The organism is Sulfitobacter sp. F26204, from assembly GCF_026410305.1.
In the GTDB taxonomy this organism is placed as follows: Bacteria; Pseudomonadota; Alphaproteobacteria; order Rhodobacterales; family Rhodobacteraceae; genus Sulfitobacter.
In genome coordinates this window covers 326,884-344,950 of record NZ_JAPMLQ010000002.1, presented here as the reverse complement: position 1 = coordinate 344,950, position 18,067 = coordinate 326,884, and the positions used below count along the sequence as shown (strand labels likewise).

Annotated in this window: 17 protein-coding genes; 11 read left to right on the top strand and 6 right to left on the bottom strand. The window is 56.7% G+C overall.

Annotated elements, in window-relative coordinates; genetic code table 11:
- The first annotated feature begins 50 nt into the window (after positions 1-50).
- On the top strand, positions 51-728 hold the full coding sequence (locus OS190_RS05620; protein WP_267157684.1) for a DUF1045 domain-containing protein: 678 nt from the start codon (positions 51-53) through the stop codon (positions 726-728).
- Between the two features lie 46 nt (positions 729-774).
- Here the strand turns inward: OS190_RS05620 and OS190_RS05615 are convergent, their stop codons facing one another.
- A complete protein-coding gene (locus tag OS190_RS05615) occupies positions 775-1,863 on the bottom strand; it encodes a M24 family metallopeptidase (protein ID WP_267157683.1) in 1,089 nt (362 codons plus the stop codon).
- A gap of 133 nt (positions 1,864-1,996) precedes the next feature.
- Here OS190_RS05615 and OS190_RS05610 point away from each other — a divergent pair, with 133 nt between their 5' ends.
- Positions 1,997-3,508: a malonate--CoA ligase gene (locus tag OS190_RS05610; protein ID WP_267157682.1), complete on the top strand. Its 1,512-nt coding sequence runs from the start codon at positions 1,997-1,999 to the stop codon at positions 3,506-3,508.
- Between the two features lie 94 nt (positions 3,509-3,602).
- On the opposite strand, the gene OS190_RS05605 is transcribed toward OS190_RS05610, so the two are convergent.
- The 4 genes from OS190_RS05605 to OS190_RS05590 form a co-directional block, all read right to left on the bottom strand.
- Positions 3,603-4,166 (bottom strand): hypothetical protein, encoded by a 564-nt coding sequence (locus OS190_RS05605; RefSeq protein ID WP_267157681.1) that lies wholly within the window; start codon positions 4,164-4,166, stop codon positions 3,603-3,605.
- On the bottom strand, positions 4,163-6,406 hold the full coding sequence (locus OS190_RS05600; RefSeq protein WP_267157680.1) for a xanthine dehydrogenase family protein molybdopterin-binding subunit: 2,244 nt from the start codon (positions 6,404-6,406) through the stop codon (positions 4,163-4,165). Before OS190_RS05600 ends, OS190_RS05605 begins: the two co-directional genes overlap by 4 nt.
- 3 nt (positions 6,407-6,409) lie before the next feature.
- Positions 6,410-6,868: a (2Fe-2S)-binding protein gene (locus OS190_RS05595; RefSeq protein ID WP_267157679.1), complete on the bottom strand. Its 459-nt coding sequence runs from the start codon at positions 6,866-6,868 to the stop codon at positions 6,410-6,412.
- Positions 6,869-6,968: 100 nt separating this feature from the next.
- A complete protein-coding gene (locus OS190_RS05590) occupies positions 6,969-8,081 on the bottom strand; it encodes an S-(hydroxymethyl)glutathione dehydrogenase/class III alcohol dehydrogenase (RefSeq protein ID WP_267158305.1) in 1,113 nt (370 codons plus the stop codon).
- A 259-nt stretch (positions 8,082-8,340) separates the two neighbouring features.
- Here OS190_RS05590 and OS190_RS05585 point away from each other — a divergent pair, with 259 nt between their 5' ends.
- From OS190_RS05585 to OS190_RS05570, 4 genes are read left to right on the top strand one after another with little or no spacing between them, the layout of a single operon-like run.
- Entirely contained in the window at positions 8,341-9,237 is an 897-nt protein-coding gene (locus OS190_RS05585; RefSeq protein ID WP_416237384.1) for a metal ABC transporter substrate-binding protein, read from the top strand.
- 18 nt (positions 9,238-9,255) lie between these two features.
- Positions 9,256-10,149 carry a manganese/iron ABC transporter ATP-binding protein gene (locus OS190_RS05580; RefSeq protein ID WP_267157678.1) on the top strand — a complete coding sequence of 298 codons (894 nt, stop codon included), beginning with the start codon at positions 9,256-9,258 and terminating at the stop codon, positions 10,147-10,149.
- Positions 10,146-11,033, top strand: coding sequence for a metal ABC transporter permease (locus tag OS190_RS05575; protein WP_267157677.1), 888 nt, complete (start codon positions 10,146-10,148; stop codon positions 11,031-11,033). Before OS190_RS05580 ends, OS190_RS05575 begins: the two co-directional genes overlap by 4 nt.
- Positions 11,033-11,884, top strand: coding sequence for a metal ABC transporter permease (locus tag OS190_RS05570; protein ID WP_267157676.1), 852 nt, complete (start codon positions 11,033-11,035; stop codon positions 11,882-11,884). The genes OS190_RS05575 and OS190_RS05570 overlap by 1 nt, the downstream gene beginning before the upstream one ends.
- 9 nt (positions 11,885-11,893) lie before the next feature.
- Here OS190_RS05570 and OS190_RS05565 read toward each other — a convergent pair whose 3' ends face one another.
- Positions 11,894-12,766, bottom strand: coding sequence for a MurR/RpiR family transcriptional regulator (locus OS190_RS05565; protein ID WP_267157675.1), 873 nt, complete (start codon positions 12,764-12,766; stop codon positions 11,894-11,896).
- A gap of 117 nt (positions 12,767-12,883) precedes the next feature.
- Between OS190_RS05565 and OS190_RS05560 the strand changes: the two genes are divergently transcribed.
- From OS190_RS05560 to OS190_RS05540, 5 genes are all read left to right on the top strand, one after another.
- On the top strand, positions 12,884-13,657 hold the full coding sequence (locus tag OS190_RS05560; RefSeq protein WP_267157674.1) for an N-formylglutamate amidohydrolase: 774 nt from the start codon (positions 12,884-12,886) through the stop codon (positions 13,655-13,657).
- Positions 13,645-14,214, top strand: a complete 570-nt coding sequence (locus tag OS190_RS05555) for a TRAP transporter small permease subunit (protein ID WP_267157673.1) — start codon at positions 13,645-13,647, stop codon at positions 14,212-14,214. The genes OS190_RS05560 and OS190_RS05555 overlap by 13 nt, the downstream gene beginning before the upstream one ends.
- Complete coding sequence (locus OS190_RS05550) at positions 14,214-15,539, top strand: TRAP transporter large permease (RefSeq protein WP_267157672.1); 1,326 nt, start codon at positions 14,214-14,216, stop codon at positions 15,537-15,539. Before OS190_RS05555 ends, OS190_RS05550 begins: the two co-directional genes overlap by 1 nt.
- Positions 15,540-15,592: 53 nt before the next feature.
- Complete coding sequence (locus OS190_RS05545; protein ID WP_267157671.1) at positions 15,593-16,630, top strand: TRAP transporter substrate-binding protein; 1,038 nt, start codon at positions 15,593-15,595, stop codon at positions 16,628-16,630.
- 69 nt (positions 16,631-16,699) lie between these two features.
- A complete protein-coding gene (locus OS190_RS05540) occupies positions 16,700-18,064 on the top strand; it encodes a glutamine synthetase family protein (RefSeq protein WP_267157670.1) in 1,365 nt (454 codons plus the stop codon).
- Positions 18,065-18,067 lie beyond the last annotated feature (3 nt).

The following is an 18,067-nucleotide window of genomic DNA, read 5'->3' as shown; positions in this document are numbered from 1 at the left end:
TTGGCCATCATCCTGATTTGACGCCGGCTGCCAAGAGCCGAAGGAAAAATATGTTCGAGAGATACGCCATTTTCTACACACCCGCCCCTGGTGCATTTGCTGATTTCGGTGCCGCCTGGCTGGGTTGGGATTCCGCTATTGGCAAGTCTGTGCCCCACCCGACTGTGCCTGATCTCGATGTGGCGCGCCTGACCGCAAGGCCACGAAAATACGGATTTCATGGCACGCTCAAAGCGCCGTTTCATCTGCACGACACCAAATCCCCCAGAATGTTGACAGAAGCCCTACAGGCATTTGCCCACGGCCATCCCCCTGTCCCGTTGGGCGCGCTCAAGGCAAGTCCTGCCAATGGTTTTATATCCCTTCGGGCCAGCATTGCCTCTAAGGCCTTAGACAGTCTCGCAGCGGCTGTCGTGACAGAATTCGACATCTTTCGTGCCCCCTCCAGTCAAGAGGACATCGAAAGACGGCGCAGGACGCATCTGTCGCCGAGGCAGGATCAACATATGCTGGACTGGGGGTATCCCTATGTTTTTGAGGACTTTCATTTTCACATGACCCTCACCCGAAGCCTGAGGCAGCAGGAGCTGCCCAAGGTACTGCCATTGGTTCAATCGCTGTGCGCGCCGGTCTTACCGGATCATCTGGTGATCGATGCGGTGACGTTGATGGGCCAGGACGCTGACGGCTATTTCCACCAGCTTCAACGCGCAACACTCGCTGGATGAACCGGTGCTGCCGCTGCAGGAGGCAAAGCCCCGGTGTCGTAGCTTTTCAAGCCTCGGCAATGATTTGTAAATCGCGTGGCAGTTCCGACAGAATTTCCGCACCGTCAGCCCGCAAGATCACAATATCTTCCAGACGGATCCCAAAACGGTCTGGCAGGTAGATCCCTGGTTCGATCGAAAACACCATACCCTCCTCAAGCACCACCTGAGCCGTCGCAGTAATATATGGCGGTTCATGAATTTCGACGCCCAGACCATGTCCCGTACGATGGGTAAAATAGTCACCATAGCCTGCCGCCTCAATCACGCCACGGGCCGCGTCATCGACCTCATGTGCCTTCACCCCGGGTTTGGCCGTAGCCAATGCCGCCTGTACTGCCGCTTCGACGACGGCATGGACCTCCAGATAGCCCTCAGGCGGCGTACCGATCACGGCCATGCGTGTCATGTCGCTGGGATAGCCGTCCACATTGCCGCCGATGTCCATCACCACGGCGTCCCCCGGTTTCAAAACCGTATCGCCCGTATGATGATGCGGGAATGCTCCATTTCCACCGGTCCCGATGATCGAAAACAGAACCGAGCCACCCTGCGCCTTGAAACTGTCACGCACCAGGTCGGCGACCTCGCGTTCGGTCATACCGGCACGCATGTCGCTCCAGGCCCGTCGCATGGCAATATCATCCACCAATGCGGCCTTTTTCAGCGCGGCATATTCCGCCGCATCCTTGCGCATACGCAACGCGCCGACCGTCGAAGCGCCGAATTGTCGCCTGGCCTTCGGCAGGGCGTCCTGGACGAGTCCGGCAAAGTCTGCGCGCATCGTTTCGTCAAGCGCGATGCTTTGCGCCTTCTCTGCTCCGAGGCCCACAAGAACCGCGGCAAGCGCGGCCTGCGGCCCCTCGTCATCGCTCCAGGTGTGAAACGGCAGGTCGGTTTGCTGGCGCGCACTTTCAGCCTCGAGAACCGGCATCAAGAAGGCAGCGCCGGTACCGGAAACACAAAACAACAACGGGCGTTCGTCCCCGTGCGGGCGTACCCCCGTCAGCCACGCCAGATGCGCCCCCGGGCCAAGCGCAACCAGATCAACAGACTGCGCCCGCATGATTTCGCGCAGTTTTTCCAAACGTGTCATGACAACTCTCCGAATTCCGTTTCGGCCCGACCCTAGCTCGTGTGACAGGCACAAACAACGCGGCACCGGCCCCTTTACCCCATCTACGTCATGCCTCACATTACCCGATAGAATACCTGACAAAGGACGTGACATGGCGAACCCACTTTATGATACCCTTTTTGGTCAACATAAGGGGCGTGACACCACGTTCTTGCATCTGCCTGATGGCTCCACGCTCAGCCACGAAGCATTTTTGTGCCGCGCCGCGCAACTGGCGCATGCACTGTCCGAATGCGGCCTGACTGCGGGGGATCGGGTCGCCCTGCAGATCAACAAATCTGTGGACGCTCTGGCGCTTTACGGCGCATGTGTGCAGGCCGGTTTGGTGTTTTTACCGCTCAATCCGGCCTATACTCCCGCCGAAATCGAATATTTCGTCACCAACTCCGGTGCGAAACTGCTTGTCGCTGATCCTGCCAAAGCCAGCAGTCTTGTGCCCGTCGCCACATCCGCGTCTGCGCGGCTGGAAACACTGGATGCCGCGGGTAACGGCAGCCTCAGCGATCTGGCAGCGGACAAACCCACGGTCTTCGACACCATTGCACGCGATGGTGAGGACCTCGCCGCCTTCCTGTACACATCCGGCACCACCGGGCGATCCAAAGGCGCGATGCTGACGCAAACAAACCTGTTGAGCAATGCCCAGACTCTGGCGCGTCTGTGGCAATTCACCAACAAGGATGTCCTGCTGCATGCCCTGCCGATCTTTCACACACACGGATTGTTCGTAGCAACAAACGTGATGCTGTTGACGGGGGGGGCCATGATCTTCTTGCCCGGCCTCGACGTGGATCAGTTGATCCGCTTCATGCCGCGCGCCACCACGTTGATGGGCGTCCCGACATTTTATACGCGCTTGCTGGATCATTCTGAATTCACGCGGGATCTCACGGCAAACATGCGCCTGTTCATTTCCGGCTCCGCCCCGTTGCTGGCCGAAACCCACAAGACATTCGAAGCCCGCACTGGCCACCGTATCCTTGAACGCTATGGCATGACCGAAACGAATATGAACACGTCCAATCCCTACGACGGCCTTCGACGGGCGGGCACCGTTGGTTTTCCATTACCCGATGTCGAACTCAAGATCACCGACCCGAAGACCGGCGCAACCCTGCCCCAGGGTGAGGTTGGTGTGATCGAGGTGCGTGGCCCGAACGTGTTCAAGGGCTACTGGCAAATGCCTGACAAGACTTCGGCCGAACTACGTAGCGACGGGTATTTCATCACCGGCGATCTGGGCCTGATCGACGATGCCGGTTATGTCCAGATTATAGGGCGCGGCAAGGATCTGATCATTTCAGGAGGCTATAACATCTATCCAAAAGAAGTCGAAACCCTTCTGGATGAGCAACCCAATGTACTGGAATCCGCTGTGATCGGCGTGTCTCATGACGACCTGGGCGAGGCCCCCGTGGCTGTGCTTGCCCGCAGCAAAGGCGGTGAACCGGATGTTGAAACCATCCTTGCCACCTTGGCCACGCAGCTTGCCCGCTTCAAATGCCCGCGCAAATGTGTCGTTGTGGATGCGCTGCCCCGCAATACGATGGGCAAGGTACAAAAGAACATCATGCGGGAAACCTATGCGGATATTTTCAAATAATGACCTGTTTCAAGGCAATGGCATCTTTGTGATGCGCCATCACCCTCACTCTTTTTGGCCTTATATACCGTCCGCACTCACGGCCGGGTGCCCTTCATTGACAAGGGCTTCCCGCCGCACCCCACACGGCCACATCCTGCGCCATCTCGGCGGCGCTGCCTTCTGGCTTGGATCGCCCCTCTCCCGGTGCGAAACCCCAGGCAACAAAAGGCGAGCTGGTCAGATGTGCAACAAGATCGGCAATCTCATGGCCATCGTTCAGCGCCGGATCACGCAATTGCGCACAAAGCGTGGCACTGCTCTCTCCCAACCAGTCCAGTGCCACGGGTGGCAGGCGCCAGGCCTCTTCGATCTGAGGCGCTGAAGGCGCAGGCACGGCGCGCTTGGCAGCGGTCACATGACAGGTTCGGCACGGGATGCTCTCTGCCCCGATCCGGCTTGAATCTGCTCTCACCCCCATGCCATGCCTTGCCTGCGCACCATAGGTCAGCCCCTCCCACATCGGCACCTCCTGGGCACCGACATGGCAGTTCGTACAGCGCGGATGCGACGCGACCGCATAGATCCTGTTCCAGGCAGCCAGCCCCTCTTCGCGGGTCACGCCCTGAGCCGAAACGCCTGATCCGGCAACAAGCAGCGCCACAACCAGCCCCCTCATACAAAGTCCACCGATTTCGAGAACGGAAGTTCCCGGATCCTCATGCCCGTCGCGGCAAAGATTGCATTGCCCAGGGCCGGTGCCGCAGGCGGGACACCCGGTTCGCCAATGCCGCGGATCTGGTCGCCGTTCTCCAACCCGCGCACCATAATCTGTGGCGTTTGATACAGACGCATAGCCTCGAAGGCGTGGAAATTGTCCTGTTCCGCGCGCCCGTCTTTATAGGTAAGTTCACAGTTCATCGCATGACCCAGTCCCCAGATCACTCCGCCTGACAACTGCGCTTCAAAGTTCACCGGATCCAGCAGGCGCCCGACTTCCGCCGCGACAAAAACCTTGTCAATCCGGATCCCATCCCGGGTATCGCTCACTTCAACCACCTGTGCCGTGGGCACCCCGAAAGCCAGCGTGAACGCCAGACCACGCCCGCGCCCAGGGCCCAGGTCACTGCCCCAATCCGACATGCGGGCCACTTCCTCAAGCACCGCACGTGACAAGTCATGAGTGCACAGTCGCAACCGCTCTGCCAGCGGGTCGATCCCTGCCTCGAAACAAAGTTCATCCATAAAGCTTTCATGCAAGAAACCGTTGCCCGAGGCCCCGACCGAGCGCCAGGAGCTGACCGGCACCATTGCAGGCACTCGGTATCCCGTGACACGGTAGTTAGGGATCGCAAAGGGCTGGTCCCAGGCACCAGCAACGATTGCCACATCCGGACCGATCGCAGGCTGGCCCAGACGCCCCAACGAAGATTCCGTCACCGAAGGGCTCGCAATTGCCAGATCAAACGCCTGCACGCCATCCGCTGAAACAACGCCGCGCGCCCTGGCGATGGCCAGAGGACGCGGAAAGTCGTGGGTCATGTCCTCTTCGCGGCTCCAGACCATCTTGATCGCGACATCGGGCATTTGCATCGCGATTTCCACCGCTTGCCGGACGTAATCATCTTCCAGACGGCGCCCGAAGCTGCCCCCGGACATCAGCGCATGGACATGTACCTGTTCCTTTTCCAGACCGGTCAGGCCTGCGGCTCCATCCTGAACAAATCGCGGGATCTGCGTACCGGTCCAAATATCCAATCGGTTCTTCGTCAGTTTGACCACAACACTCATTGGCTCAAGCGGCGCATGGGCGAGATAGGGAATGCGGTATTCCGCTTGTTTCACATTGCTGGCCGCTTCAACCGCCGCCTCCACGTCGCCTTCATCCTTGAACTGACTGTCCTGATGGTCTTGTGAAAACGACGCGGCCACCGCTGCAAACTGCTGCGCGGAGCTACCGGGATAGGGGGAAGGACCCCAATCGCATTCCACTGCCTGTACAGCCTGAAATGCCCGCCAGGTATTGTCTGCGACTACTGCGATGCCGCCGGTAATCTGCAAGACCGCCTTGACGCCACGCATCGCGTCGGTTGCAGTTGCATCAAAGCCCAGGATACCCCCGCCGAGCGCGGGGTTTGTCCGGGTCGTTGCATAGACCATCCCCTCCAGTTTCATATCAATGCCATAGACTTGCGTGCCGGTGGATTTGGCCAGAATATCAGTGCGCATATGTGGCTGCCCCAGATGCCGCCAGGACGCGGGATCACGCAGAACGACATTGTCAACAACATCGGTCCCGGCTGCGATTTCAGCCAGATCAGTATAGGCCAGCCGCGTGTCATCGGGCAGTATCACCGCCCCCGCCCCGGTGCGCAGTTGATGTGCAGCAATACCGGTATGCATAGAGGCCGCGGCGACCAGCGTTTCACGGGCCACCGCGCCGGCCATGCGCAGCCGGTCATACATATCCGGCACCGTGCTGGATCCGCCGGTGAGTTGCAGCCCCATCACTTTGCCCACCACATCAGCAGCACCACGCCCGGTTCGGGCCAGGAAGGTGTCGGATGTCGCCGCGATCGGCATGCCTTCGGCCGCAACCACACCGTTGTAGTAAGCCGCAGATGGTGGACCTGGCTCGATACGCACCTGTGTCAAATCAACGTCCAGTTCCTCAGCGATCAGATGGGCCTGAACCGAATAGGCACCCTGCCCGACATCCGCACGTGGCGTGATCAGCGTGACTGCATCCGCATCAATCTTCACAAAGGGATTAAACGTCACTTCGCCTTCGGCCAGCCCGGCTTCCAGCGGGTTTTCGACGTCGCGTTTGTACACATATGTGCCAAAGACCACCCCCCCGACAACGGCGGCCGATCCCACCAAGAAACTGCGCCGTGCAATCGTTTTAAGCGTTTTCATGGTTCAGGATGCCTTCAATCGGTTCGCGGCGGTTTTCACCGCCTCACGGATACGCGGATAGGTGCCACAGCGGCACAGATTACCGCTCATTGCCGCATCAATCTGAGCGTCAGTCGGATCTGGATTGAGATCAAGGAACGAGGCTGCCTGCATGATCTGGCCCGACTGACAGTAGCCGCATTGCGCGACCTGATGGTCCACCCAAGCCGCTTGAACCGCATGCAACGCACCGGGTCCGCCCAGACCTTCGATCGTGGTAATTTCGCCATCCACATCAGACGCCGCCAATTGGCAAGAGCGTACGGAAACACCGTCAACATGAACAGTACAGGCCCCGCATTGTGCAATGCCGCATCCGTATTTCGGCCCGGTTATGCCCAGTTCATCGCGCAAAACCCACAACAGCGGCATGTCGTCTTCGACTTCCACTTCGTGATCTTTTCCGTTTACGGTAAACTTCATGGCGCGGCTCCCAACTGAACGTTATGGTTCAAATTAGGGCCACGCCACGTATAGACAAGGTGGACTTTACGTCAGCCCACAATAGGCCGTCTTTGGCCGATCAGTATTCGACGACAATCCTGATACCTTCGCCTTTGTGCATCAAGGCAAAGCCGTCATTGATTTCGTCCAACTTGATCTTGTGTGTGATCATCGGATCGATCTCGATCTTTCCGCTCATGTACCAATCCACGATTTTCGGCACGTCTGTGCGCCCCTTGGCTCCGCCAAACGCGGTTCCGCGCCAGACACGGCCTGTGACCAGTTGGAAGGGACGTGTGCTGATTTCCGCACCGGCGGCCGCAACACCGATGATAATGCTTTCGCCCCAACCTTTATGGGCGGCTTCGAGGGCCTGACGCATAACAGTCGTGTTACCGGTTGCGTCAAAGGTGTAATCTGCACCGCCACCCGTCAATTCGACCAGATGTTCGACCATGTCGCCCTCAACCTTTTTCGGGTTCACAAAGTCGGTCATGCCGAAATAGCGACCTGTTTTTTCCTTGTCGTCGTTCAGGTCAACGCCAACGATTTGATCCGCCCCTGCCATACGCAGGCCCTGAATCACGTTAAGGCCGATACCACCCAAGCCAAAGACAACGCAGCGTGCGCCGATCTCGACCTTGGCTGTGTTGATCACGGCACCGATACCCGTGGTGACGCCACAACCGATATAGCAAATCTTGTCAAACGGGGCATCCTTGCGGACCTTGGCCAGTGCGATTTCAGGGACAACCGTATGATTGGCAAAGGTGGAACAGCCCATGTAATGATGGATAGGCGTTCCATCCAGCATCGAAAACCGAGTGGTACCATCAGGCAATTGCCCGCGCCCTTGCGTGATGCGGATTTTCTGGCAGAGATTGGTTTTACCCGAAAGACAATACTCACATTCGCGGCACTCTGGCGTGTACAGCGGGATCACGTGATCACCGGGCTCAAGTGTGGTGACACCCTCGCCCACTTCCAACACAATCCCAGCGCCCTCATGGCCCAGAATGGCCGGAAAGATGCCTTCGGGATCATCGCCGGAACGGGTAAATTCATCAGTGTGACACAGGCCGGTGGCCTTGATTTCAACCAGGACCTCGCCACGTTTTGGCCCTTCGAGGTTGACCTCCATAATTTCGAGCGGCTTACCAGCCTCGACGGCAACGGCGGCACGTGTTTTCATCATTGGGGATACTCCATTGTTACCATCAGGTGACCCAACGACCAATGCGATGTCAAGCAAGACAGGCCAGCAAAGGCTGCTGCAAGGGCTATGCCTGCTGCCCCACCCTGGCCTTTCCCATCTGTTCGGCCGACGGTTTCCTACGTAAGAATAGCTGTTTCAGACCTTAAATGCGAATAAGTCGCAAAAGCATTGACAATTGTTGCGAATGACTTGCATGTAGGCGCAGGTGATACCCAGCGAGGAGATTGACATGGCAATGCGATCCAGATTGGCAGGGGCGGCAATGATATTGAGCATCCTGCTGGCAGATGCAGCCGCCGCACAGGACAAGATGAAAGTCGTCACGACCTTTACTGTCTTGGCCGACATGGCCGCAAACGTCGCCGGAGATGCCGCCGAGGTGGTCTCGGTCACAAAACCCGGCGCGGAAATCCATGGCTATGAGCCGACACCACAAGACATCGTGCGCGCCCATGATGCAGATCTGATCCTGTGGAACGGCATGAACCTAGAGCTGTGGTTCGAACAATTTTTGTCAAATATGTCTGAAGTGCCCGCAGCCACCCTGACCGATGGCATCGACCCCATTTCGATTGCCGCCGGCAGCTATCAGGGCAAGCCCAATCCGCATGCCTGGATGGGGCTGGATAATGCATTGATATACATTGATAATATCGTAAAGGCTTTTGCCGAAAACGATCCCGAGAATACGACGGTCTATGTTGCCAACGCCGCCCGCTACAAAGCTGAGCTGCGCGCCACGATCGAACCCCTGCGCGATGCCGTGAAAGCGATTCCTGCTGACAAGCGCTGGCTGGTGACCTGTGAAGGCGCGTTCAGCTATCTGGCCCGAGATTTGGGCCTGCAAGAGTTGTACCTGTGGCCAATGAATGCCGACCAGGTCGGGACGCCGCAACAGGTGCGCAGCGTCATCGACGGGGTGCGCGACAACGATATACCGGTGGTTTTTTGCGAAAGCACCGTCAACACCTCCCCGGCCGAACAGGTCGCACGGGAAACCGGCGCAGCCTACGGGGGAGTCCTCTATGTCGACAGTCTTTCCGGGCCGGACGGGCCGGTACCGACCTATCTTGACCTGCTGCGCGTGACGACAAGTACCGTCACCAACGGCTTGACCGCCGCAACAAACTGAATTCGGCAGGACCCCATGATGTTGGACGAAAAAGATCAATCGCCAGGCGCGACCACAACTGCCGGGGCCGGCCTGAAGGCGCGGGATCTGACAGTGACCTACCGCAACGGGCATACTGCCCTTTGGAACGCAAGTTTTGACATTCCGCGTGGCACGGTGACGGCGCTGGTGGGCATCAACGGCGCGGGAAAATCCACCCTGTTCAAGGCCATTATGGGGTTTGTCCCCACGGCACAGGGCGAAATCAGCATTCTTGGCATGGATGTGAAAACCGCTCTTTCGCGCAATCTGGTCGCCTATGTGCCACAGGCCGAGGAAGTCGACTGGGATTTTCCTGTGCTTGTCGAAGATGTCGTGATGATGGGTCGCTATGGCCATATGGGTTTCTTCCGCCGCCCGAAGCAGTCAGATCACGACGCCGTTGATCAGGCTCTGCACCGGGTCAACATGCAGGACTATCGCCACCGCCAGATTGGTGAATTGTCGGGCGGCCAGCGTAAGCGTGTCTTCCTTGCCCGCGCCCTCGCGCAGGACGGTCAGGTCATTTTGTTGGACGAACCCTTTACCGGTGTGGACGTCAAGACCGAAGAACAGATCGTCGCTCTGCTGCGCGAATTGCGCGATGAAGGGCGCGTTATGCTGGTTTCCACCCACAACCTTGGTTCTGTCCCCGAATTCTGTGACCGGACCATCCTTGTAAAAGGCACGGTACTTGCCCATGGGTTGACCGAAACCACATTTACCCGGAGCAATCTGGAAGAGGCCTTTGGCGGTGTGCTGCGCCAGATAACGCTTGGCGGTGACACCTTGCATGATGATGAAGATGCGCGGGCTGTCACGATCTTTACCGACGATGAACGCCCCTTTGTGCAATATGACGACAAGACCCACCGCTCGGATCAGGGAACATGATCGAGATCCTGCTGCAACCTTTTGGGTATGGTTACATGGTCAACGCCATGTGGGTTTCTGCATTGGTCGGCGGAGTCTGTGCGTTTCTGTCGGCCTATCTGATGCTCAAGGGCTGGTCGTTGATCGGTGACGCATTGTCTCACTCTGTCGTACCGGGAGTCGCAGGTGCCTATCTTCTGGGCCTCCCCTTTGCTTTGGGTGCCTTTATCGCAGGGGGGCTGGCGGCTGGCGCAATGCTGTTCCTATCCGAACGCTCTGGTTTGAAGGTCGATGTAATCATCGGTTTGATCTTTACCTCCTTTTTCGGGCTCGGCCTGTTCATCGTGTCGATTAATCCGATGTCGGTGTCGATCCAGACCATCACGATGGGAAACATCCTGGCCATTACACCGCAAGATACGTTGCAACTGGCCATTATCGGATTTGTGTCACTGGCTGTTTTGCTGGCAAAGTGGAAGGACCTCATGGTCACCTTCTTTGACGAGACCCACGCCCGCACCATCGGATTGCGGCCCGGCATGCTCAAGGCAGTATTCTTTGTCCTGCTTTCAGCTTGCGTGGTCGCGGCGATGCAGACAGTCGGTGCATTCCTGGTGATTGCCCTTGTCGTCACCCCCGGTGCCACCGCCTATCTGCTGTGCGACCGCTTTCCCCGCCTTATCACATTGTCAGTTGCTATCGGGTCCGTCACCAGTTTCATCGGAGCCTATGCCAGCTATTTCCTTGACGGGGCCACAGGCGGCATCATCGTCGTGCTGCAAACCCTGATCTTTATCACGGCCTTCATCCTTGCTCCCAAACATGGATTGCTTGCGGCCAAGCGCAAGGCGCGCCTTGCATTGCGCGCAGGGTGGAACCAGCAAGAGCAAGAAAGAGCCATGTGATGGACATTGAAACCCTCATGCTGCCGTTCCGTTTTGCCTTTATGCAGAACGCTTTCCTGATCTCGATGATTGTTTCGGTTCCAACCGCGCTTTTGTCATGTTTTCTGGTGATGAAGGGGTGGGCCTTGATGGGCGATGCCGTCAGCCATGCGGTGCTTCCGGGAATTGTATTGGCATATATACTGGGATTTCCCCTGATCATCGGTGCTTTTGCAGCCGGCATGACCTGTGCCGTTGCAACCGGGTATCTGGCGACAAACTCTCGGGTAAAACAGGATACAATCATGGGTGTCGTCTTTTCCGGCATGTTTGGACTGGGGATCGTGTTATACGTGTCGATCGAGACAAACGCCCATCTGGATCATATCCTGTTTGGCAATATGCTGGGCGTGGATACCGCAGAACTATGGACCGCGGGGCTGATCTCACTGGGTGTCGGCCTCATGCTGGCGCTGAAATGGCGCGACTGGCTTTTGCACAGCTTTGATCCCGCGCAGGCCCAGGCTTCGGGGCTTTGGGTCAACTGGCTGCACTACGGGATGTTGGCCGCGCTATCGCTGACGATCGTCGCGACGCTTTCAGCGGCGGGGCTGATCCTCGCGATCGGGCTATTGATCGCACCCGGCGCTATCGCGTTCCTCCTGGTGCGGACGTTTCAGAAGATGTTATGGGTGTCGGTCTTGGTCTGCATGATCTCAATGCTGCTGGGCACCTACGCGAGTTTTTTCCTGGATTCCGCCCCTGCCCCGACGATCATTCTGATCATGACTGCGATTTTCCTGATTGCCTTTGTGCGTCGGCAACGGATCATGCGCCGCCTGTCGGCACAGAGGATCGCCACCGAAGCCTGAAAACCGACCTTAGGTGAACTTTCGGAACAGCCGCGTCTGATCAAACATGTCTTCCAGTTCTTCCATCCTCTCTTTGGTTTGTTCCCAGTGCAGGTTCTGAATGGCAGCAATCATTGTTTCGATCAGCAACATGGTTGTCGTTGCGGAATCCCAGGCCGAAGGCACCACAATCCGCGCAGAAAAGCTGTAATCGGCAAGCTGCTGCACGGGTGATCGCCATTGATCCGTGAACAGGATGATCTTGGCACCGCGTTCATGGGCCATCCTGGCCAGCTTCAGCGTGTTGTTTTCGTACCGGCGCACATCAAAGATGATGAAAACGTCACCGTCCTGTGCATTCAACAGATAATGCGGCCATGAATTCGAGGTCGACTGCACATGAGTCAGATTGGGTCGGATCACCTGCATATGTAGGAACAGATATTCCGCAAGCGTATGGGTGACGCGCCCGCCCACGATATAAAGATGGCGTACAGGATCACCTGCCAATGCACAGGCCGCATCAAAGACAGCCGGGTCAATCTGGCCCAATGTATTGCGCACGTTGTCGATCACCGCATCGGTAAAGCGGTTGAGCATATGACCCACCGGTGCAGACTCGGCCCAGGTGTCATGTTTGGCGATTGGGTTTTTCGCCTTGGCCTTCAGCTCCTCACGCAGTTCTGCCTGAAATTCGGGATAGCCGTTGTAGCCCAGTTTTTGCACCATTCGCGCCACCGTTGGCACCGAAACATCCGCATCCTTTGCCAAAGCCGTCAATGGCCCCAGACCCGAGGCCGGATAATTCTCGAGGATCGACAAGGCCAATTGGCGCTCGGCACGTGTCAAGCCTTCAAGCTTTTGCTGAATGCGGTCTGCGATTGTCAGCTGGTCATTGGACATGGAATCCTCAGCGTTTGCCTATTAAATTATCAACACATAGTCGTTTGTGATAAATTTTTCACAATTGTGTTGACAGAATCTCGTTCTGGCAAGACCTTTGTGCATATTGGGGGTGCGATGTCGCTGGGTGAAATAACAGAAAACGAGCCGATATTTGACGTAGTGAACCCGAAAGGATCTGCGGGAATTGTACTGGTCTGTGAACATGCCAGCGCTTTTATTCCACCACGATTTGACGGCCTGGGCCTGTCACAATTGGCCCGTGACAGCCACGCGGCATGGGATCCGGGTGCCTTGGCCGTGGCCACGCATCTGTCACAAAGCCTCGATGCTCCGCTGGTCGCTGCCTGTACCTCGCGTCTGGTCTATGACCTCAACCGTGCGACAACGGCCCCTGATGCCATGCCATCCAAAAGCGAAGTTTTCGAAATCCCCGGCAACGCGCGCTTGACCGATGCGGAACGTCGCGCGCGTATCACAACCTACTACACCCCATTCCATGCGGCCGTTGCCGATGTTCTGGCAAGCAAGGAGAACGTTACTCTCGTGACGATCCACAGCTTTACCCGCGTTTATCACGGCAAGGAACGTCCAGTCGAAATCGGTATCCTGCATGACAGCGATGCCCGCCTTGGGGATGCGATGCTGGCAGCGGCGGCACACCACACCCATCGCGAAGTGAGGCGCAACGAACCCTACGGCCCCCAGGATGGCGTGACACATATGCTGCAAGAACACGGTGTCGCGCATGACCGGGCAAATGTAATGATCGAAATACGCAACGATCTGATTGAAACCGAAACGGCCCAGCGCAACATCGCAGCGGAACTGGCTGGTTGGTTGGACGCGGCCATTTCCAGCATGAAAGGAGCCGCGACATGCAAGGGGTGATGCGCGGATATATTCGCGGCGTGGATGCCCTAAACTATCGTGTCGGACGGGTGGCGATGTACGGGATATTCCTGTTGATGGGAATCCTGTTGTGGTCATCGGTCAGCAAGACATTCTTCCTGCCCACCCTCTGGACCCTGGAAATGGCGCAGTTTGTGATGGTCGGCTACTACATCCTTGGCGGACCTTATTCGATCCAGATGGGATCAAACGTGCGCATGGACCTCCTCTATGGCGATTGGTCGGTAAGGCGCAAAGCCTGGTTTGATCTGCTGACGGTGTGCTTTCTGATCTTCTATTTATGCGTTCTGATTTACGGTGCCGTCAGTTCAACTGCCTATTCACTGGGGTATTGGAAAAGCGAACCCTTCTCGTTCCTGTTGGGCGTTGTCACCGGCGGCGAGGAAATCGGCACGCTTGAACGATCATCATCTGTCTGGCGTCCCTATCTGTGGCCGATCAAGCTGCTGATGATCTTCGGGTTCTGCCTGATGTTGATGCAGTGCATTTCAGAGTTGTTCAAAGACGTACTCCGGCTCAAGGGCGAGGACATCTGATGCCCTATGAAATGATCGCTGCCCTGATGTTTTCGACCATGATGCTGATGCTATTGACGGGACAGCGGGTATTTGGCGCAATCGGGTTTGTCGCTGTGGTCGCAGCGCTGCTGCTCTGGGGGGACAAGGGCGGTTTCGACATCGGTTTTGCAGCTTCGATGAAGTTGATGAAATGGTATCCCCTGCTGACGCTGCCCATGTTTATCTTCATGGGTTATGTGCTGTCGGAATCCAAGATTGCGGATGATCTGTATAAGATGTTTCACGTCTGGATGGGGGGGCTGCGGGGTGGCCTTGCCATTGGAACAATCGGCCTGATGGTCTTGATTTCCGCGATGAACGGACTGAGCGTCGCAGGCATGGCAATCGGGGCCACAATCGCTTTGCCCGAACTGTTGAAACGCGGTTACGACAAACGAATGGTCACAGGTGTCATCCAGGCGGGATCGAGCCTTGGTATCCTTGTTCCGCCATCGGTCGTTCTGGTCCTTTACGCAATGATCGCTCGGCAACCCGTGGGCCAATTGTGGCTGGCCGGTGTGGTGCCGGGCCTGTTGATGTCCGCAATGTTCATCGCCTATATCGCGGTGCGCTGCCACCTGAATCCTTCTCTAGGCCCAGTGCTGCCACCGCAAGAGCGCGACATCCCCCGCGGCGAAAAGTTGCGGTTGCTCTGGGCCGGGGTCCTGCCGCTGGTGATCTTTGCCGTGATGATGGTACCCTTTGTCAACGGCTGGACATCGCTGGTGGAAAGTTCTGCCATCGGTGCGCTGGCGGCATTTGCAGCCGCTGTTTTCAAAGGCCGAATGACACGCGTGGTATTCGAGAATTCCGTACGCAACACCCTTGGCATTACCTGCATGTTCATGTGGATCATACTTGCCGCCCTTGCCTTTGGTGCCGTGTTCGACGGGCTGGGCGCGGTCAAGGCAATCGAGAACCTGTTTACCGAACGGTTGAACCTCAACCCTTGGGTGATCCTCATCCTGATGCAACTCAGCTTTATCATCATGGGGACCTTCCTGGATGATACCGCGATGCTGGTCATCGTCGCCCCTCTCTATGTTCCTTTGGTGGGGGCGTTGGGTTTCGATCTGATCTGGTACGGGATCCTTTATACGATCACCTGTCAAATTGCCTATATGACACCGCCGTTTGGCTATAATCTGTTCCTCATGCGGGCGATGGCCCCCCCCGAGATTTCGATCCAGGACATCTATCGGTCCATCATCCCCTTCGTTCTCGTCATGATTTTCGCCCTGATAACGGTTATGCTCTTCCCGCAGATCGCTCTCTGGCTGCCCAATCTAATTTACGGAAATTAACCCCAAGAACTCCGACAACGGAGCAAAATGTTCAATTCGACAAGGAGAACACCATGACTACCAGACGTTCCTTTATCCGTACCGCCGCCCTTGGTGGCGCGGCCTCACTCGCGGCACCTGCCATTGCAACTGCACAGACCGCGATCAAATGGCGGTTCCAGACCTATGCCGGTGCCGCCTTGGGCGAGCATGTCACCAAGCCGGTGATCGACTATATCAACAATGCGTCCAACGGCGAACTGGAGGTCGAACTGTTCTATGCCGACCAGATCGTGCCAACCGGCGAATTGTTCCAGGCCCTGCAACGCGGTACCATCGACGGCGTACATTCGGACGACGATTCAATGGCATCGCCCACGCCGCTACAGCAATTCGGCGGCTACTTCCCGTTTGCAACGAAACACATCCTCGATGTCCCGGTTCTGTTCAACCAATATGGGCTCAAGGAGATCTGGGAAGAAGAATATGCCAAGGTTGGCGTGAAATGGATTTCCGCGGCAGGGCAAGATCCCTGTAACTTCAATACAAAAAAGGAAATCACCAGCGTTGCGGACCTTGACGGGCTCAAGCTTTATACCTTCCCGACGGCTGGGCGTTTCCTGTCTAAATTCGGTGTGGTGCCGGTAAACATCCCCTATGAAGACGCCGAGGTTGCCGTGCAAACGGGTGAACTTGACGGCATGGCCTGGTCAGGCATCACCGAAGATTACACCGTTGGCTGGGCCAATGTGACCGACTATTTCCTGACAAACAACATCTCGGGTGCCTGGATCGGGTCGTGGTTCGTGAATGAGGAACGCTGGGCCGATCTGCCTGAGCATCTCAAGGCTGTGGTGATGGCGGGAACCGAAGCCGGCCACACCTATCGAAACCAATGGTATTGGGGCGGCGAGGCCGCCTTGCGCGCGAACGGCGATAAGATGCAACTGCGCTCCGTGCCCCCGAAAGAATGGGCCGAGGTCGAAAATGCCGCCAAGGAGTTCTGGGAAGAAGTTGCGCAGGAAGGTGAGGTTCATCAGAAAATCATCAATATTTTCAAAGAGTACAATGGGGTAATTAACCAAGCTGGCGCACCCTATAACTTTGAGTAAACTGCCGATCAAAACCAAGAAGCGCCCCTGCCTCAAGGGGGCGCTTTGTCAACCCTGAGGATGGCTCCTATGACCGCGAACATGACATTTGACGCTTTGAAAAAAGCGGTGAAATCCGGCGAGATCGACACTGTTCTTGCTTGCTTTGTCGATATGCAGGGCCGCCTGATGGGAAAACGGTTTCACGCGGTGAACTTTGTCGAGACATCGTTCAAGGAAACTCATTGCTGCAATTACCTGCTGGCCACCGATCTTGAGATGGCGACGCCCGATGGCTATGCCTCGACCTCGTGGCAAACTGGATATGGTGATTACATCATGGCACCGGATCTGGGAACCATCCGTCCGATGCCATGGCTGGAAAGCACGGCAATGGTACTTTGCGATATATTGGACCATCACAGCCATGCCCCCGTGCCTCACGATCCACGCGCAATGTTGAAAAAACAGGTCAAACGCCTGAACTCCCTGGGCTTTGGTGCGATGATGGCAACCGAACTTGAATTTTTCCTATTCGAAAAATCCTTTGAAGAGATCCGCAGGGGCGGATTTCGGGATTTGACGCCGATAAGTGGGTATAACGAAGATTATCACATCCTCCAGACCTCGAAAGAAGAGCATGTGATGCGACCGATCCGCAATCATCTGTTTGCTGCCGGGTTACCGATCGAAAATACCAAGGGCGAGGCAGAGGCCGGTCAGGAAGAATTGAACATTCGATATGCGGACGCGCTTGATTGTGCCGATCATCACACGATTGCAAAACACGCCGTCAAAGAGATTGCCTGGCAGCAAGGCCATGCCGCGTCCTTCTTGCCAAAGTGGCACAAGGATAGGGTCGGCAGTTCGTCCCACGTGCATCAGTCATTGTGGAAAGACGGTCAGCCCGTTTTCTACGATAAAGAAAAGGACCTTGGGAAATCTGAGATCATGAGCCAGTACATGGCTGGTCTTATCGCCTTTGCGCCCGACTACACCTACTTTCTCGCGCCATATGTGAACAGCTACAAGCGGTTCGCGAAAGGCACCTTTGCACCGACCAAGACCGTCTGGTCCGTGGATAATCGAACCGCCGGTTTCCGTCTGTGCGGCGAAGGCTCCAAAGGTGTGCGGGTGGAATGCCGTATCGGCGGCTCGGATCTCAATCCCTATCTTGCCCAGGCTGCAATGCTCGCCGCGGGGATCAAGGGTATCGAGGACAAGATGGAACTCTCCCCCCCCACCAGCGGCGATGTTTATGAGGACGCCAAGGCGGCGGACATTCCGCAGACCCTGCGTGCCGCGACCGAAACCCTGCGCAATTCCAATTTTCTACGCGACGCGATGGGCGATGACGTGATCACACATTACACCCGCGCTGCCGAATGGGAGCAGGAAGAATTTGACCGCACGGTGACGGATTGGGAAATTGCACGCGGCTTTGAAAGGGCTTAACTC

Excerpts from the sequence above, each read along its gene's own strand:
- OS190_RS05620 (WP_267157684.1), top strand. The coding sequence starts at position 51 with ATGTTCGAGAGATACGCCATTTTCTACACACCCGCCCCTGGTGCATTT.
- OS190_RS05615 (WP_267157683.1), bottom strand. The coding sequence starts at position 1,863 with ATGACACGTTTGGAAAAACTGCGCGAAATCATGCGGGCGCAGTCTGTT.
- OS190_RS05610 (WP_267157682.1), top strand. The coding sequence starts at position 1,997 with ATGGCGAACCCACTTTATGATACCCTTTTTGGTCAACATAAGGGGCGT.
- OS190_RS05605 (WP_267157681.1), bottom strand. The coding sequence starts at position 4,166 with ATGAGGGGGCTGGTTGTGGCGCTGCTTGTTGCCGGATCAGGCGTTTCG.
- OS190_RS05600 (WP_267157680.1), bottom strand. The coding sequence starts at position 6,406 with ATGAAAACGCTTAAAACGATTGCACGGCGCAGTTTCTTGGTGGGATCG.
- OS190_RS05595 (WP_267157679.1), bottom strand. The coding sequence starts at position 6,868 with ATGAAGTTTACCGTAAACGGAAAAGATCACGAAGTGGAAGTCGAAGAC.
- OS190_RS05590 (WP_267158305.1), bottom strand. The coding sequence starts at position 8,081 with ATGAAAACACGTGCCGCCGTTGCCGTCGAGGCTGGTAAGCCGCTCGAA.
- OS190_RS05585 (WP_416237384.1), top strand. The coding sequence starts at position 8,341 with ATGCGATCCAGATTGGCAGGGGCGGCAATGATATTGAGCATCCTGCTG.
- OS190_RS05580 (WP_267157678.1), top strand. The coding sequence starts at position 9,256 with ATGTTGGACGAAAAAGATCAATCGCCAGGCGCGACCACAACTGCCGGG.
- OS190_RS05575 (WP_267157677.1), top strand. The coding sequence starts at position 10,146 with ATGATCGAGATCCTGCTGCAACCTTTTGGGTATGGTTACATGGTCAAC.
- OS190_RS05570 (WP_267157676.1), top strand. The coding sequence starts at position 11,033 with ATGGACATTGAAACCCTCATGCTGCCGTTCCGTTTTGCCTTTATGCAG.
- OS190_RS05565 (WP_267157675.1), bottom strand. The coding sequence starts at position 12,766 with ATGTCCAATGACCAGCTGACAATCGCAGACCGCATTCAGCAAAAGCTT.
- OS190_RS05560 (WP_267157674.1), top strand. The coding sequence starts at position 12,884 with ATGTCGCTGGGTGAAATAACAGAAAACGAGCCGATATTTGACGTAGTG.
- OS190_RS05555 (WP_267157673.1), top strand. The coding sequence starts at position 13,645 with ATGCAAGGGGTGATGCGCGGATATATTCGCGGCGTGGATGCCCTAAAC.
- OS190_RS05550 (WP_267157672.1), top strand. The coding sequence starts at position 14,214 with ATGCCCTATGAAATGATCGCTGCCCTGATGTTTTCGACCATGATGCTG.
- OS190_RS05545 (WP_267157671.1), top strand. The coding sequence starts at position 15,593 with ATGACTACCAGACGTTCCTTTATCCGTACCGCCGCCCTTGGTGGCGCG.
- OS190_RS05540 (WP_267157670.1), top strand. The coding sequence starts at position 16,700 with ATGACCGCGAACATGACATTTGACGCTTTGAAAAAAGCGGTGAAATCC.